This window comes from Rhodococcus sp. 66b, assembly GCF_002076325.1.
GTDB classification, from domain to species: Bacteria; Actinomycetota; Actinomycetes; order Mycobacteriales; family Mycobacteriaceae; genus Rhodococcus_F; species Rhodococcus_F erythropolis.
In genome coordinates this window covers 48,077-63,027 of the sequence record NZ_MUZB01000010.1, presented here as the reverse complement: position 1 = coordinate 63,027, position 14,951 = coordinate 48,077, and the positions used below count along the sequence as shown (strand labels likewise).

Sequence of the window (14,951 nt, the reverse complement as noted above, 5' to 3'; positions counted from 1 at the left end):
CGTATTCACGCGGCGTCCGGGGCGAAGGTGATTACAGGCTCGGCGCCCTTGGCCGACCACACCGTTCCACGACGCTCGTAGTCGAAGAGCGCTTCGACCTCGAGACTTATCCGGGGCCCGAGGCATCGTTCCAGCAGATACAGGCCCAGGTCGAGACCGGATGTCACACCACCGGCGGTGATCAGGTCACCGTCGTCGACGATTCGCGCCTGGATCGGAATTACACCGCCGGCCGCCAATGCGTCCACGGCAAGATGGTGCGTCACGGCGCGACGCCCTTCGAGAAGCCCCGCCATCGCCAGCGCCAATGATCCTCCACAGACGGTCGCAACGAGAACACCAGGATCGTCGAGTGCACGGCGCATCATGACAGGCAGTTCGGTTTCCGTTGTGGCCGCGAGCCTTTCCGGCAAGCTGGAACCCGGCTGGTCCGCATTGGGTTCGAAGAGACCCGATGCTCCGGGAACGACGATCAGATCCGCGTGTTCGACATCGAGGGTTGCAGTGGCGGTCATCTCGAGTTCACCACTTCCGCTCACGACGGTCCGAGGCCCCTCCGCGCTGACGAGTTCGACACTCAACGCCCCACCGCTGGCGAGACCCCCGGCGTAAAGCACCTCGTACGGACCCACGACATCCATGGGATCGAATCCGTCGAACAACACGATCTGCGCGTGCACTGCAACCTCCGATTTTGTGCGACGCGCTCCTGTGCACGTCGCTGTTCCCACGACAGTAGGAGGAAGTTGACCTCTATGGCGACGGCTGAAAGCCAACCTTCGACGGCTTTCAGCCAACCTCACACATTCTGTGAAATACCAGTTGAGAGGATATTTCAAGACACGAGATCACCGAATCTCGCGCCACATACGCTACGTTTCAGACATGCATGACGTTGCAGTTCTCGCGTTGCCCGGGGTGGTGCCGATGGACCTGGCGGCACCCCTCGAAGTCTTCGGACGATGCAGGCTCCCCTCGGGTGCACCGGCGTACCGGACCTCCGTGTGCGCGCTCACCGAGGAGGTGGAGACCGGAACGTTCACGATGCGAGTACCGCACGGACTGTCACGTCTCGCCCAGGCAAGCACGATCATCATCCCGGGCACCGCCGATCTCGACGTGCCGATCGACCCCGAGATCATCGACGCCCTCAGAACTGCCGCGGATCGCGGCACGCGCATCGCCTCACTGTGCGTCGGTGCATTCACACTCGCCGACACAGGCTTGCTCGACGGACTTCGCGCGACGACGCACTGGGCGGCTGCGTCGGAGTTGGCGCGTCGGCACCCGGCCATCGACGTCGATGCCGCTGTTCTCTACGTAGACAACGGGCACGTCCTGACTTCCGCCGGCGCCGCGGCCGCACTCGACCTGTGTCTGTACATGGTCCGTCAGGACTACGGGTCCGCGGTCGCCGCCGACACGGCGCGGCTGAGCGTGATGCCGCTCGAACGTGCCGGAGGGCAAGCACAATTCATCGTCCACGAACCTCCCGTGCCCAGCGGGACAACCCTTCGGCCGCTACTGAACTGGATGGAAGAGAACCTCGGGGAGCAACTCGACATCACGACAATCGCAGCCAAGGCAACGATGAGCACTCGCACGCTCAACCGCCGCTTCCAGGAACAAATCGGTACGACGCCGTTGCAGTGGCTCCATCACGCGCGGCTCCGTCAAGCGCAATTTCTGCTCGAGACCACCGACCACTCCATCGAACGTGTTGCGGGACAAGTCGGATTCAATGCCGTCACCACGTTCCGCGAACGCTTCCGAGACTTGGTCGGCACCAGTCCACAGCGATACCGGACGCAGTTTCGAACGTCGCGCTAGCTGACCTACTTCTCGCTCTGTCGACGCACCATCTCCGAGATCCAGATCGGCGCAAACGGCGAGGTGCAGTTCGGGGGAGTCGGGTAGTCCTCGAGCACCCGCAGACGTTCACCGATGTCGATTGCGCGGGCCCGGTACTCGGCATGTTCGATCCCGATCTGGGCCAGGCAGTGGTTCATCGCCCATTGCAGGCGATCAGGGGCATCCTTCATCTCCGCCTCGATGACGTCGAGCAATCCTGAAAGATCAAGGCCCTCGGGCTTCTTCGCTACGCGCTCGGTAGTCAGGGCCCAACCGGCGCTCGCAACCACGGGATCGGAGTCGGCGGTCCAGGCCACCCGCAAATCCTCCGCGTGCGGGTTCTTCTTCACCACGTAGTTGACGAGCCAGTCATGCACCTTGGGAGTACGAGCCTCACGCAACATGACGTCCAACTCGTCACGCCCGAACGCCTTCGGGCGACAGATCAAGAGGGCAAGCAGCCTCGCTGCAGTATCGCCCGTCGCCCAAAGTTGTTGTGCAAGTTCCTGCTGAGTCTTCAGTCGCTTCGCGACTGCCCGCAGTTTTGTCAGGTTCACACCGTGATCGTCACCGTGCTTCTCGTTCACTGCGCGCACCTTCGGATCCTCGAGCGCAGCCAACTCGTCCATCACCGCGGCAACCGTCGATTCAGCCACGTCGTCCTCCAGTCACTACTTCTGCGATTCACCTACTGGCAAGTCACCTACACAAGTCACCTACTGCAAGTCACCTACAAGGAAAGCACGGGACGGCACGCGCCGACGCATCCACGTCCGACCCGCGTTTGAAACTTCGACCAATGGGTACATGTCTGCTCCTGAGGTGGCGGCACGTCACCATGAAGACAGGACGAACCTTGCATATGCGACGCGCCGCGGGTGCCGAGAACGTGGACGAAACCGCAGGCGGAGATGAAGGCGGCAGTAAGAATGTTCTCACTCGGGCTATAACCGGCCCACTCCTTTTCGTGTTCATCCTCGGAGACGTCCTGGGCGCCGGTATCTACGCATTGGTGGGCGTCATCGCCGGTGAAGTTGGTGGAGCCGTCTGGGTACCACTGCTCGTAGCGCTCGTCATGGCATTGCTGACAGCAACGTCGTATGCCGAACTGGTCACCAAATATCCGCGAGCGGGCGGTGCAGCAGTATTCGCCCAACGGGCGTATCGGAAACCGCTGATCTCATTCCTCGTCGGCTTCTCGATGCTGGCGGCCGGTGTCACGAGTGCAGCAGGACTCGCCCTCGCATTCTCGGGTGACTATCTCAAAGCCTTCATCGACGTCCCGACCGTTCCAGCCGCGCTCGTCTTCCTCCTCCTGGTGGGGCTTCTCAATGCCAGAGGCATCAAGGAGTCGATGCGCGCAAATGTCGTCATGACAGTCGTGGAGGTCACCGGCCTCGTCATGGTTGTCGTCCTCGCCTGCGTAGTTCTCGGGCACGGCGACGGAACCTTGAGCCGTGTCGTGGAGTTCGACGACAGTCGATCGCCTGCACTCGCCGTGTTGGCAGCGGCGCTCCTCGCGTACTACTCGTTCGTCGGCTTCGAAACGTCGGCGAACGTCGCCGAAGAAGTGAAGAACGTGAGCAAGGTCTACCCACGCGCACTGTTCGGAGCCCTGTTGACGGCGGGCGCCGCCTATGTCCTTGTCGGCCTGGCTGTCTCGGTGGTGCTGCCCGCCGACGAGCTCGCCGCGTCCTCCGGCCCCTTACTGGCAGTGGTGTCAGCCGCCGACGTCGGTGTTCCGCCTCGCCTGTTCAGCCTGATCGCTCTGGTAGCCGTCGCCAACGGCGCACTGCTGACAATGATCATGGCAAGCAGGCTGACGTACGGAATGGCGTCGGAAGGGTTGCTCCCCAGCGCATTCGCGCGCGTGCTGCCGCGGCGCCGGACCCCCTGGGTGGCGATCATCGCAACCACAGCCGTTGCCATGGCTCTCTGCGTCACCGGATCGTTGTCAGCCCTGGCAGAGACGGTGGTACTCCTGCTGCTTTTCGTATTCATCAGCACCAACATCGCGGTCCTGGTTCTGCGTCGTGACGCAGTGCAACACAGCCATTTCCGGACACCGATCATCTTTCCGATCCTCGCCCTCGGTACGTGCGTTGCGTTGCTCACCCAGCAGAGCGCCGCAACGTGGTTGCGCGCATCATTACTCTTGGCGGTCGGAGTAGTGCTGTACGCCCTCTCCCGCCGTCGATCCACGAAGTAAGGTGCGATGTTCGAAAGGGGGTGTGATGACCGACAGTTCTGATACACCAGATGTAATTCAGCGTCGAGAGCGAAAGATCAACAGGCGAACCCTGACGTACGGCCTGTCCGTCGTTCTGGCTACCGCGGCACTGGTTGTCGCGATCGTGTGGTTGGGCTCCCGGCGGGGCGAATGCTTCGGTACCGACACCTTGCTGTGCTCACAGAAAGATCGCCGACTGGCCGTCTTCGTCCCGAGCCTCATGCTGCTACTCGGCTCCGTAGGCGCGTTCTTGCGAGCCTCCCTGCGATTGCACCGTCTGCGGCGCCTCTACATCCGGCCGTACATGGCGTGGCTCCTGACGGGGCTCACCCTGGTGTACCTGGCGGGAGCCTTCATCTTTATCGAGGGCAATATTCTCTGAATACATCTGTTCGGCAATCGGATTCACAGACCGAAGCGGTAGCTGTCGTTCAGAATCGTGTGTCGTCGATGGCAGTAAGGACCACTTCTCGAACCGATGACGAAGACGACAGATTCGAGATGGAGCGCACGGTATCCACGACGTCGTGCACGGGAACCAGAGACCCATCTCCGCGGGCAGCAGCGATGTCTCGGGGCACATCGAGTCCATCTTCCGTGTTGAGATATCCGAGGTGAAGGACCGTCACTGCGAGTCGGTCCTTCCGGTAGCCCTCTCTCAACGCGTCGGCAATGCCGTTGATCGCGGACTTCGATGCGCCGAACGCAACTTCCGGCCTACCGCTTCGCGGGAGCCCCGAGGTAGAACCGGTCAAGAAAATCCGAGGCCGAGGACGCCCGATCATCCGTGGGATCAGGCGCTTCGACAAAAGGATCGTGCCGGTGATGTTGGCGTTGATCATTTCCAGCATTTCGACGTCGGATTGATCTGTGAACGCATAATCGGAAGTGAAGGCGTCCCCTTCCCAGATTCCGACGTTGCAAATCATGGTGTCTACACCTCCGACAAGCTCCTGGTCGATCGAGTTCGCTGCCGCAACAGGGTCGGTCAGATCTGCTTCGATCCACTCGGAGACGTCGAACCCGTCAGGGCGCCGACGAGAAATACCGACAACGTCGTGACCATCGCTCCTCAAGCCCTCGATCAATGCACGACCAAGTCCCCGGCTCGCGCCGACAACAACTACCCTCGCCACAATTGCACCCTTCTGCCCGCTCTGTTCACATCCAATGGATGACACGACACATTCATGCACGCCGAAATACGTTGCCCTCGAGCGTGACAACGGCACCGGCCGCAACGAGCCGCTGAAGGTGCAGCTGCGCAGTTCGTCGTTCGACTGCATCGACGTACGGCGCGTTGACGTGCGGACGGTAGACGAGGCGATGCGCGACGATGTCTTCCAACTGCCTTGGTTCACCGAGAAATTGGACGAGTCTTTCTTCGCGGCTGAGCAGTTTGTCGCGGTAGGCGGTCAGCCGGCGACGGAACTCGTCGCTGCCTTCGACGACGCCCTTTTGATGGAAGGTGCCGTACCACCGAGCGTCGATGCCCGCGGCGCGGTCGATGGAGGCGAGGAAGTCGTCGACGCTACTGCCCAGGTCGCCGTACATCGGGCCGAAGGAGGTGAGATCGATGTCGGCGACATAGAAGAAGCCGTCGGGCTCGATGAGGAGGCCACAATGTCCGGGAGTGTGACCAGGTAGGTGAATGACCGTCGCCGTGCGGTCTCCGAGGTCGAAGACGTGGCCGTCGGCGATCCCGGAAACGTCATCGTGCGTCGGGGGAATGCCGTACTGCGCTGCTATTGAATGTTCGACCTCAGCTCGCTCCTCGGGGCGGAGGCCGTAATTTGTGAGCATCGTGTCAAGGGAGGCGACCGACGGTGCGTCGAGGTTGTGCGCGTACGTCGGTGCTTGAAAATGCCGGAGACCGGCAACGTGGTCCTCGTGGCCGTGACTGATGAAGACGAGGTCTGCGCCCACGGGATCTCGGTCGAGGGAGAGGGACGGGTCGATCACCAGCCTGCGTTCGGATCCGTGCACGACCACGGTGTTTCCGAAGGGGACGGTCCCACCGTTCTCTGGTACCAGCACTGAGACTTTGCCAAATTCTGTGGGTGTGAACATCTCTCGCTTCTCCCTGCGGCCATCGGGTAGTGACGTTGCAGATCTCGAAGCAATCGAAGGTATCGCTGACAGAGACCTCAGTCAGTATGCATGGCCGGGTCAGCGGGCCGTACGCGGATCTTCCTGGACTACCCGGTGAGCTCTTCACGAGCAGCGACAAGGACTTCCTCGGAGAGGGACGATCCCTTGGTGGCTCGCGAGAGGACCAGAGCGCCGATCATGGTCGAGAGACGCACCAGCCCGTCATGCTCCTCATCCGCGAGCGCCTCGGCAAAATCACCGACCCCCTCGACATACACCCGACGGGCCTCACTGTCTGCCGGCTCGCGTGCCATGTCGGCGGCGAGTGCAGCAGCGGGACATCCGTCTGCCGGATTGTCGCGATGCTCCACGGAGAGGTAGTTGTCGATCAGGGCTTGTCGAGCCTCGTCACGCTGGCCAGCGTGCCTTTCGAGACCTGCTGCGTGCAGCTGCGCCAGTTCAGCGAAGGCATGGGTGGTCGCTTCGTCGATGAGCGCGTCCTTGGACGCGAACTGCTTGTAGAAACCACCGTGGGTCAGCCCCGACGCCTTCATCAAGTCAGCGACGCTGAGGTGAGTGCCCTTCTCCCGGAACAGACGAGCTGCGGTTTCCACGACGCGCCGACGGTTCTCTTCCGCTTGTTGCTGCGATACGCGGCCCATCACAACGCCTTCCAGTTTGGATTTCACTTGACATCTATCGTAGCCCACACTTAGATTTGATTCATAATCTAAATGTCACCGACAGTCACAACCCTGGGAGAATCATGGACCTGAACAAGACGGTTGCGGTCGTCACCGGAGCCAATCGCGGACTCGGCCGCCATCTGGCGGCAGGGCTCGTCGAGCGCGGCGCGAAGGTGTACGCGGCTGCCCGCAATCCGGAAACTGTCGATCTGCCCGGCGTCATCCCCCTGAGGTTGGACGTGACGGACGCCGAATCGATCACGGCCGCAGCGCAAATCGCATCGGATGTGACCTTGGTGATCAACAACGCCGGAATCTCTACCTCGGCACCCTTGATCGGAGGCGACATCGATGACGTTCGCCGCGAGATGGACGTCAATTTCTACGGCCCGCTTGCCGTGACCCGGGCGTTTACTCCGGTCGTCGAAGACAACGGAGGCGGAACAGTACTCAACGTTCTTTCGGTGCTGTCCTGGTTCCATCCGGCTGCGCTCGGGTCTTACGCGTCATCGAAGGCAGCGGCGTGGGCGATGACCGACGCCGTTCGAGAAGAACTGGCGCCGCGGGGAATCGCCGTCTCGGCACTGCACGTTGCATACATGGATACCGACATGGCTGCGGGCGTACCGGCCGAACAGAAGATCGATCCGGCCGATGTCGCCGCGCAGGCCCTGGACGGCATCGAACGTGGGCTGGCAGAGATCCTCGCCGACGACACCACCCGGTATGTCAAGGGGAGTCTGTCGTCGTCGAACTCCGAGTAACTAAGGGACTGTTGACGAGTGACACTCATCCCACCGTTTTGAGACTCGCCAATCTGCCCAGGATCGGTGCCCGCCAAGCCGCGAGGTCTTCCGGACCGTTTTCTTCCCACAACTCGTACAACTCCGACGTGTCGCTGTCTGCGACGGCACGCTCGAGTGCGGTGAGGACCCATGCCTTCTGCTCCGGACTCAAGCTTCCGGCGTACCCGGCGGCATCAATCTCGGCCAGCTGCACAGGCGCCGGCGCAACCCCGTGCGCAACCGCAAGGATCTCGGCGACGGCAATAGCTGTTTGAGCATCATCGGCATCGAGGTAGCCGTCGTCGGGGTGGCGTGCGTAATCGTCGATATCGTAGTCACCCGCCTGTACCGCGCTGAGCAGGTCGCCCGCTACGTCGTTGTCGAAAGGTCCTGAACCCCAAGTCCCCATGCTGTCTCTCCGATCCGTACCCGCGTCATCTGTCGTAACGATATTAGTGAATCACCGGCTTCGGCGAGGATCCTCGGGCTGGAAGTACTGCGTTCGCCGGAAATCGACATCAGCGCAACGGCACGCGAATGATGCGGTCATCACCGGGTTTGGGGTCGCCGCGTCCGTCGGTGTTGTTCGTCAGTATCCACAGCGACCCGTCCGGTGCGACTACAACATCACGGAGGCGCCCGTATTCATCGACGAATTGCTCGTCGGCGGTCGCGGGATCGGTCAAGGGCACCGTGCGGAGTCGCTCACCACGAAGATTGGCGATGTAGATCGTGCCGTCGTGGATGGCGATTCCGCTGGGACTGGCATCGTCAGGTGACCATTGTTGGAGCGGGTCGATGAATCCGTCTTCACTCGCAATTCCTTCGACCTCGGGCCAGCCGTAGTTTCCGCCTGCTTCGATCTTGTTGAGCTCGTCCCAGGTGTCCTGCCCGAACTCGCTGGCGTACATCGTGCCGTCCCCTGCCCAGGCAATGCCCTGGGAGTTGCGGTGGCCGTAGCTGTAGACAAACGAGTTCGGAAATGGATTATCTAGCGGCACATCGCCATCCGGAGTCATTCGAAGGATTTTCCCGGACATCGAGTCGAGGTCCTGAGCTCTGTCTCGACTACCGGCATCACCGACGGTCACGTACAGCATCCCGTCCGGGCCGAACGCGATGCGACCACCGTTGTGGTAGTTGGCCGAAGCGAGCCCGTCGAGAATCGTCTCGGCCGGCCCGAGCGCGAATTCCCCCGGAGCACCGATGATGTCGAAGCGTTCGATCCGGTTCTCCCCGTTCGCGGTGAAGTACGCGTACAGGCGGTTTTCACGTACTGCGATCCCTAATAAACCGCCCTCACCTCTGGGGCTGACGCCGTCGACGACTCCCACCTCGCGGCTGTTTCCGCCGGCGTCGAGTTCGAGGATTCGCGCGCTGTCGCGCTCACTGACAAGTGGTGTGTCGCCGTGGAATGCGATCGACCAGGGCGCGTCCAAGCCGTCGGTGACGGTCTCGGGTTCACCGAAGGCCGCGGCGGGCGCCGATCGTGTTGTCGTGCTTGCCTGCGGACGGGGCCCTTCAGGATCCTCGCTACCGCAGGCCGTCAGGAAGGCCGAGACGAGCACGGCGGCGCCCAGTCCTCGGATCTGTCGTCGTGTCATGGGCGCGTCTCCCGGGTTCAGGCAGTCTTTGCGCCGACGGTAGCGCGCAATCGGCCACACCGGGAGTCCCTTCGAGTACCCCCAACGACCGGGACTCCCTCGCAGGCGATGGGCGTGATGCCCTGGACGGGTGCGCCACGACATGCGCGTCGTCAACAGAAAGAGAACTGACCACCTCATGATTTCCGCCCCGACCGTCGAAGAAACCGGCCGCCTGCCGCTCGTGATCTACGTGCTGGCCGTCGGAGTTTTCTTGATGGGCACAACCGAATTCGTCGTCGCCGGCATTCTTCCCGAAATCGCGGGTGACCTCGGTACGTCGATCGCGAACGTCGGCCTGATGATCACCGTCTTCGCGATCGGAATGATCGTCGGCACGCCGGCGATGGCGATCTTGACACTCAGGGTTCCCCGACGCGTGACCTTGAGCTCGGCGCTGGTTGTTTTCGCGATCGGACACGTCATCGTCGCGCTCTCGTCCAACTTCGGACTCATTCTCGGCGCCCGCTTCCTCACAGCCGTGGCGACGGGCGCATTCTGGGCGGTCGCCGCGGTGGTCGGAGCAAAAGCGGCAGGCCCGGCGTCTTCCTCGCGCGCGCTCGGCATCGTCTTGGGCGGAGGCATGCTCGCGAACGTCATCGGTGTTCCGCTCGGCGCTCTGGCCGGTCAGAGCATCGGGTGGCGTGGTCCTTTCTGGGCCCTCGCCGCCCTCGCACTCGTCGCCGCGGCCGTCGTCCACCGATTGGTACCCGCCGACACCGACTCCGGTGCGGTGCCGTCCTGGCGAACGGAGATCGCGAGCCTACGGGACGGACGCATCTGGCTCGTTCTGTCCGGTTGCGCCGTCGTGTGCGGGTCGTCGCTGGCGGCGTACAGCTTCATCTCTCCGCTGTTGACCGAGAACACGGGACTTGCTGCGTCGGCAGTGCCACTGGTGCTTGTCGGCTACGGACTCGGTGCGTTCGTCGGCTCCAATCTCGGCGGGCGACTGGGTGCGAAGAATCAGTACGGCGTCTTGTTCGTCTCGGCAGCGATGACGTTTCTCGTACTCGGGGCGCTCTGCCTCTTCTCGCACAACGTGATCGTGACGGTGATTCTCGTAGTCATGCTGGGACTATTCGGCATGTCGACCAATCCCATCCTGATCGGGATGGCTGTGCGTTATGCCGATCAGGCGCCGACGATGGCTTCTGCTCTCAGCACCTCGTCGTTCAATCTGGGCACGGCGGTCGGCTCCTGGATCGCCGGGTTCGCGTTGGCCTCGAGTCTCGGTGCCACTGGGCCGGTGTTGGTAGGCACCGGCGTTGCCGCTCTCTACTTTCTGCCGCTGATGATCCTGTTGCGCAAGGAACGCACGAAGCGCACCGCCGTCGAAGTGGTCAACTGACGAACCGATCAACCGTCGCGCAGTTCGTCAGCCGTCCGTCAGCGACCGCTCCGACACGTGAGGCGCAGAGTCCGCATTCTCACTGGCTGCCAACGAGGCGAGTAACTGCATCCGTTCCGCGGACGGCGATCCCGGCTCTGCGGTGTAGATCGTGAGCGTCAACCCCGGCTCGGCGGCCATCTCCAAACCTTCGAAGGCAAGCGTCAGCTCGCCAACGGCGGAGTGGTGAAAAGTCTTGAATCCGGTGCCGTGATGGCGGACGTCGTGCGCGCCCCACCGACGCCGGAATTCCTCACTCCGAGTGCTGAGTTCACCGATCAGATCGTGCAATTCCTTGTTGTGAGGATCTCGCCCAGCCTCGGTTCGCAGAATCGAGACGGTCACCTCGGCAAACGCGTTCCAGTCCGGATAAAACTCGAAAGCCCTTTCGTCGAGGAACGTGAAGCGCGCGATGTTCGGGGGCTGCCCCGGCATGTCGTAAAGGTCCTTGTAGAACGCACGCGCGAGTGGGTTGACCGCAAGAAGATCCATGCGACCGTTCCGCACGAAAGCGGGTCCTGCGGTGACTGCGTCGAGCGCCCACTGCAGGCTCTGATGGGGCTTCCAGCCCTTCGCATTTCGCCGACGCGGGGGCCTGGCTGCCGGGCTTGCCGCGTGCGCGAGATCAAAAAGGTGGGCGCGCTCGGCGTCGTCGAGTCGTAGGGCCTTCGCGATACTGTCGAGTACACCTGGCGATGCGCCGCTGATCGCTCCGCGCTCGAGCCTCGTGTAGTACTCGACGCTCACTCCGGCGAGGGTTGCCACTTCACTTCGACGCAGACCTTCCACGCGGCGGTTCGATCCGGCCGGAAGTCCAACTTGTTCGGGCGTGACTCGGGCGCGCCGCGAGGTCAGGAATTCGCGTACTTGCGCTCGATCGTCCATGCCATCGAGGGTAAGTCAGTGACCGGTAGCGAGGGAGTCCCTCGCAGTACCACTATCGCGCGGGACTCCCGCACGCCGCCAAATCGTGATCAGGTTGAAGTGACACGAAGAAACCGATGGTGAGGAGCCACGTCATGCGCGCTGTCGTCATGCATGCCCCCGGCGATGTCCGGGTCGAAGAGATCGATGCACCGGTGATCGTCGAACCGACCGACGCGATCATTCGCGTTACAGCCACCTGCGTCTGCGGTTCCGACCTCTGGCCTTATCGCGGCATCGAAAAGCTGAATGGCCCGACGCCGATGGGACACGAATACGTGGGCGTCGTCGAACAGGTCGGCCCCGAGGTCAACGACATCGAAGTTGGAGACTTCGTCGTGGGCTCGTTCGTCGCGTCGGACAACACCTGCGAAATCTGCGAGGCGGGCTTTCAGTCTCGCTGTATCCACCAGGTCATGATGGGCTCGGTCGGCACCCAATCCGAATACGCTCGCATCCCGCTCGCGGACGGCACCCTCGTCCCTGTCCACGGAGAGCCGACCGAGCGGCAGGCCCGCAGCCTCCTTGCAGCCTCCGACGTACTCGGCACCGGTTGGTTCGCCGCCGTAGCTGCGGAAGCCGGACCTGGCAAAACAGTCGCCGTCGTCGGCGACGGCGCAGTCGGACTCCTGGCGATCCTCGCTGCCAGACAACTCGGCGCCGAGCGGATCATCGCCATGTCACGCCACGCCGACCGGCAGGCACTCGCCACGCAATTCGGCGCCACCGACATCGTCGAAGAGCGGGGCGACGCGGGCATCGCGAAGATCAAGGAACTCACCGGCGGCTACGGCGCCCACTCGACCGTCGAAGCCGTAGGCACCCAAGAATCGATGATGCAGGCTATCGGAGCTACCCGCCCCGGCGGACATGTCGGCTACGTCGGGGTATCCCACGGCGTCGAGCTCGACGGCATGAACCTGTTCTTCGCGACGGTGAGCCTGCTCGGCGGTCCCGCGCCGGTCAGGCGATTCCTACCCGAACTGATCGAGCTCATCATGACCGACCAGATCGACCCGGGCATCGTCTTCGACCTCACTCTCCCGTTGGAGGACGCCGCCGCCGGCTACCAGGCGATGGACGAGCGGCGCGCCACCAAAGTGCTACTCACCCTCTGACCGATACCAAAGGCTCACGAGACAGAACTGGGTTCTCCACGCCGATCGAGGAACGTCTCGGCTACCAACGAGAGGCGCTCTTGGTTTACCGAGCAGCATGTTCACTGATCACAGCGAATGCGTTTGATTCCGAAGGTGAGGATGGGCACTTCGATTGGTGCGCAGCTGCTTTGACCCAAGAGGATGCTACGCGACTGATATGCACCCCCACCAGCGGAAACCGATTGTACGAGTGAATGTTTCAATGAGAGCGGCTCGGCGCTACTTTGTAGCAACGAAACTCGTCTCTACCTACGGTTGCGTACTGAATTCCTTGTGGGGCAGGCTTTCTTGTGTACTGCTGACGAGCCGTATCTGCTGACGAATCGTATTGCTGACGAACCAAGGTCGGAGAACAATGGGTCACTACAAAAGCAACGTGCGTGATATCGAGTTCAATCTGTTCGAGGTGCTCGGGATCGGCGAACTGTTGGATGCCGGCGCATACGGGGACCTCGACACCGACACTGTGCGCAACATTCTTGCGGAAGTAGCGAGACTGGCAGAAGGCCCGGTCGCCGCGTCCTTCGCCGACGCGGATCGGAACCCTGTCGAATTCGACGCACCCAATCACGCAGTTGTGGTCCCGGAACCTCTACGCAAGACGGTCGAGGCGGTGAACGAGGCCGGTTGGTCGCGACTCGGCCTACCGGAAGGCATGGGTGGTGTTCCTGCTCCGGCGCCGTTGGTCTGGGCGATCGGCGAAATGTTGGTCGCGGCAAACGGATCCGCAAGCTTTTTCAACATGGGTCCACTGATGGCGAGCGTGCTCTACACCATCGGAAACGAACAGCAAAAACACTGGGCCAAAGAAGGATTCGAGCGCGGATGGGCCGGAACGATGGTGCTCACCGAACCAGACGCCGGATCCGATGTAGGCGCAGGCCGAACAAAGGCAATCGCGCAGGACGACGGCACGTGGCACATCGAGGGCGTCAAGCGATTCATCTCCGGCGGTGACGTCGGAGACACGGCCGAGAACCTCTTCCACTTGGTGCTTGCCCGGCCCGAGGGAGCCGGTCCAGGAACCAAAGGTTTGAGCCTGTTCTACGTTCCGAAGTCCCATTTTAACTCGGACACACTTGAACTGGGAGAGCGCAACGGTGTGTACGTCACCGGCGTCGAGCACAAGATGGGCCTCAAGTCTTCCCCAACTTGCGAGCTCACCTTCGGAGCGACGGACGTTCCTGCCGTCGGCTGGCTCGTGGGTGATGTCCACAACGGTATCGCCCAGATGTTCCAGGTCATCGAGAATGCTCGAATGATGGTGGGCACCAAGGCGACCGGGACACTGTCCACCGGCTATCTCAACGCCCTCGAGTACGCAAAAGAACGAATTCAAGGCGCAGACCTCACCGAGCTGACAAACAAGACCGCGCCCCGTGTGGCCATTACGCACCACCCCGACGTCCGACGCAGCCTGGCGATGCAGAAGGCCTACGCCGAAGGCCTCCGAGCGGTCTACCTCTACACCGCTGCACACCAGAATGCCGATGTCGCCGAGTTGGTTTCGGGTGCGGATGCCGAATTGGCGGCGCGGGTCAACGATCTGCTGCTGCCGATCGTCAAGGGCGTCGGCTCCGAGAAGGCCTACGAACTGCTCACCGAGAGCCTGCAGACCCTGGGCGGCTCCGGTTATCTTCAGGACTACCCCATCGAGCAGTACATCCGCGATGCCAAGATCGACACCCTGTACGAGGGCACCACGGCGATCCAGGCGCAGGACTTCTTCTTTCGAAAGATCGCACGCGACCGCGGCGTTGCACTCGCTCACGTAGCCGGTCGCATACGAGAGTTCATCGACAGTGAGGCCGGGAACGGTCGACTCAAGGCCGAGCGAGTCCTACTCGAGACCGCCTTGACCGACGTGCAGGAGATGGCCGGGACGCTCACCGGCTATCTGATGGCTTCCCAGGACCAACCCTCCGAGTTGTACAAGATAGGCCTCGGCTCGGTGCGCTTTCTGTACGCGGTAGGCGACCTGCTCATCGGATGGCGCCTGTTGGTGCAAGCGGAAGTCGCGTTGGCAGCCTTGGACCGTGACGCGCCGGCAAAGGACCGGTCGTTCTATCGGGGCAAGGTGGTCATCGCGTCGTACTTCGCCAAGAACATCCTGCCTATCCTGGCGTCGACGAAAGAAATCCTGGGTTCCCTCGACAACGAGATCATGGAACTCGAGGAAGACGCATTCTGACAA

Annotated in this window: 15 protein-coding genes; 7 read left to right on the top strand and 8 right to left on the bottom strand. The window is 62.1% G+C overall.

Annotation, left to right across the window (positions count from 1 at the left end; all coding sequences use genetic code 11):
- Positions 1-5 precede the first annotated feature (5 nt).
- A complete protein-coding gene (locus B0E55_RS19425) occupies positions 6-680 on the bottom strand; it encodes a DJ-1/PfpI family protein (protein ID WP_021333271.1) in 675 nt (224 codons plus the stop codon).
- Positions 681-885: 205 nt separating this feature from the next.
- On the opposite strand from B0E55_RS19425, the gene B0E55_RS19420 reads away from it, so the two are divergent.
- Positions 886-1,830, top strand: a complete 945-nt coding sequence (locus tag B0E55_RS19420; RefSeq protein ID WP_019745972.1) for a GlxA family transcriptional regulator — start codon at positions 886-888, stop codon at positions 1,828-1,830.
- 5 nt (positions 1,831-1,835) lie between these two features.
- On the opposite strand, the gene B0E55_RS19415 is transcribed toward B0E55_RS19420, so the two are convergent.
- Positions 1,836-2,507 carry a DNA alkylation repair protein gene (locus tag B0E55_RS19415; RefSeq protein ID WP_080910254.1) on the bottom strand — a complete coding sequence of 224 codons (672 nt, stop codon included), beginning with the start codon at positions 2,505-2,507 and terminating at the stop codon, positions 1,836-1,838.
- A 182-nt stretch (positions 2,508-2,689) separates the two neighbouring features.
- On the opposite strand from B0E55_RS19415, the gene B0E55_RS19410 reads away from it, so the two are divergent.
- Together B0E55_RS19410 and B0E55_RS19405 are read left to right on the top strand one after the other, a co-directional pair.
- Entirely contained in the window at positions 2,690-4,060 is a 1,371-nt protein-coding gene (locus tag B0E55_RS19410) for an APC family permease (RefSeq protein ID WP_371326911.1), read from the top strand.
- Between the two features lie 25 nt (positions 4,061-4,085).
- Positions 4,086-4,463: a hypothetical protein gene (locus tag B0E55_RS19405; protein WP_020971303.1), complete on the top strand. Its 378-nt coding sequence runs from the start codon at positions 4,086-4,088 to the stop codon at positions 4,461-4,463.
- A gap of 49 nt (positions 4,464-4,512) precedes the next feature.
- Here B0E55_RS19405 and B0E55_RS19400 read toward each other — a convergent pair whose 3' ends face one another.
- The 3 genes from B0E55_RS19400 to B0E55_RS19390 form a co-directional block, all read right to left on the bottom strand.
- On the bottom strand, positions 4,513-5,217 hold the full coding sequence (locus tag B0E55_RS19400; protein WP_080910353.1) for an SDR family NAD(P)-dependent oxidoreductase: 705 nt from the start codon (positions 5,215-5,217) through the stop codon (positions 4,513-4,515).
- 52 nt (positions 5,218-5,269) lie between these two features.
- Positions 5,270-6,151 (bottom strand): MBL fold metallo-hydrolase, encoded by an 882-nt coding sequence (locus B0E55_RS19395; protein ID WP_080910253.1) that lies wholly within the window; start codon positions 6,149-6,151, stop codon positions 5,270-5,272.
- Positions 6,152-6,279: 128 nt separating this feature from the next.
- Positions 6,280-6,861: a TetR/AcrR family transcriptional regulator gene (locus B0E55_RS19390; protein WP_021333266.1), complete on the bottom strand. Its 582-nt coding sequence runs from the start codon at positions 6,859-6,861 to the stop codon at positions 6,280-6,282.
- Between the two features lie 77 nt (positions 6,862-6,938).
- Between B0E55_RS19390 and B0E55_RS19385 the strand changes: the two genes are divergently transcribed.
- Positions 6,939-7,622 carry an SDR family oxidoreductase gene (locus tag B0E55_RS19385; protein WP_080910252.1) on the top strand — a complete coding sequence of 228 codons (684 nt, stop codon included), beginning with the start codon at positions 6,939-6,941 and terminating at the stop codon, positions 7,620-7,622.
- 25 nt (positions 7,623-7,647) lie between these two features.
- On the opposite strand, the gene B0E55_RS19380 is transcribed toward B0E55_RS19385, so the two are convergent.
- Both B0E55_RS19380 and B0E55_RS19375 read right to left on the bottom strand, forming a co-directional pair.
- A complete protein-coding gene (locus B0E55_RS19380) occupies positions 7,648-8,052 on the bottom strand; it encodes a DUF4259 domain-containing protein (protein ID WP_029256654.1) in 405 nt (134 codons plus the stop codon).
- Positions 8,053-8,161: 109 nt separating this feature from the next.
- Positions 8,162-9,247, bottom strand: coding sequence for a PQQ-dependent sugar dehydrogenase (locus tag B0E55_RS19375; RefSeq protein ID WP_080910352.1), 1,086 nt, complete (start codon positions 9,245-9,247; stop codon positions 8,162-8,164).
- A gap of 178 nt (positions 9,248-9,425) precedes the next feature.
- Between B0E55_RS19375 and B0E55_RS19370 the strand changes: the two genes are divergently transcribed.
- A complete protein-coding gene (locus B0E55_RS19370; RefSeq protein WP_241896096.1) occupies positions 9,426-10,634 on the top strand; it encodes an MFS transporter in 1,209 nt (402 codons plus the stop codon).
- A gap of 27 nt (positions 10,635-10,661) precedes the next feature.
- Here B0E55_RS19370 and B0E55_RS19365 read toward each other — a convergent pair whose 3' ends face one another.
- The gene (locus B0E55_RS19365; RefSeq protein ID WP_080910251.1) at positions 10,662-11,558 is read right to left on the bottom strand and encodes a helix-turn-helix transcriptional regulator; all 897 of its coding nucleotides are present in this window, start codon (positions 11,556-11,558) and stop codon (positions 10,662-10,664) included.
- Between the two features lie 134 nt (positions 11,559-11,692).
- Here B0E55_RS19365 and B0E55_RS19360 point away from each other — a divergent pair, with 134 nt between their 5' ends.
- Both B0E55_RS19360 and B0E55_RS19355 read left to right on the top strand, forming a co-directional pair.
- The gene (locus B0E55_RS19360; protein WP_080910250.1) at positions 11,693-12,715 is read left to right on the top strand and encodes a zinc-dependent alcohol dehydrogenase family protein; all 1,023 of its coding nucleotides are present in this window, start codon (positions 11,693-11,695) and stop codon (positions 12,713-12,715) included.
- Between the two features lie 397 nt (positions 12,716-13,112).
- On the top strand, positions 13,113-14,948 hold the full coding sequence (locus B0E55_RS19355) for an acyl-CoA dehydrogenase (protein ID WP_080910249.1): 1,836 nt from the start codon (positions 13,113-13,115) through the stop codon (positions 14,946-14,948).
- Positions 14,949-14,951: the final 3 nt, after the last annotated feature.